The organism is Corynebacterium halotolerans (assembly GCF_050107895.1).
Lineage (GTDB): Bacteria > Actinomycetota > Actinomycetes > Mycobacteriales > Mycobacteriaceae > Corynebacterium > Corynebacterium halotolerans_B.
The window spans coordinates 1-843 of the sequence record NZ_JBNILW010000043.1; the positions used below are offsets into that span (position 1 = coordinate 1).

General features: G+C 60.5%; 1 protein-coding gene. It reads right to left on the bottom strand.

The genetic code is table 11. From position 1 onward, the window contains the following. Positions 1–77: 77 nt before the first annotated feature. Entirely contained in the window at positions 78–788 is a 711-nt protein-coding gene (locus ACQCVD_RS15455) for an IS6 family transposase (RefSeq protein ID WP_426824669.1), read from the bottom strand. Positions 789–843: the final 55 nt, after the last annotated feature.

Here is an 843-nt window from a genome sequence, read left to right on the forward strand (position 1 = left end):
GGTGCTGTTGCAAAGTGGGGCGGAGAGCTGTGAGCACTCGATCTTTCATCCGCTGATGCTCGCTGCAGCTGGCGTTCCTAGGCCCTCTCGAAGACCTGGTTGACGATCACCGCATCCGGATTCGGATGCCCGTAGGCGAACATCACCCCCTGTCCCTTCCGTAATGAGTGCATCGCCTCCATCCCCTTCAACGTCCGGTACGCAGAAGTCCTGTTTTTGAAAGTGCCCTTCGGCCCCAGGATCCGTTTCAACCGCCCATGATCGCCTTCCAGCACGTTGTTGAGGTATTTCACCCGCCGGTGTTCCACGGTTGGCGGGCAGATTCCCTCCTTCTTGAGCTCAGAAATCGCTCTGGCCAGTGAGGGGGCTTTGTCGGTGCTGATCACCCGCGGGTACCCGGCTGCGGTATTCGACCGCAGCGTCTTCGCCAGGAAACGCTTGGCTGATGCGACATTGCGTTTGGGGGAAAGGTAGAAGTCCAGGGTCTGGCCACCAGCGGTGATCGCCCGATAGAGGTAGCACCACTTCCCACCAACCCGGATATAGGTCTCATCCACCCGCCAGGAACGGGCCTGCCAGTCGGGTACCTGCCGATACCACCGAGTCTGCTTGTCCAGTTCAGGGGCGTATTTCTGGACCCACCGGTAGATCGTGGTGTGATCGACTGGCACGCCCCGCTCGGTCATCATCTCCTCCAGGTCGCGATAGCTGACCCCATAACGGCAGTACCACCTCACCGCCCAGAGGATGACCTCGCGAGGGAAATGGCGACCCGAGAAGATGCCCATGACCGTGATCATTCCACGGCGACCGCCACCCCGCCCCCACTTTGCAACAGCACCA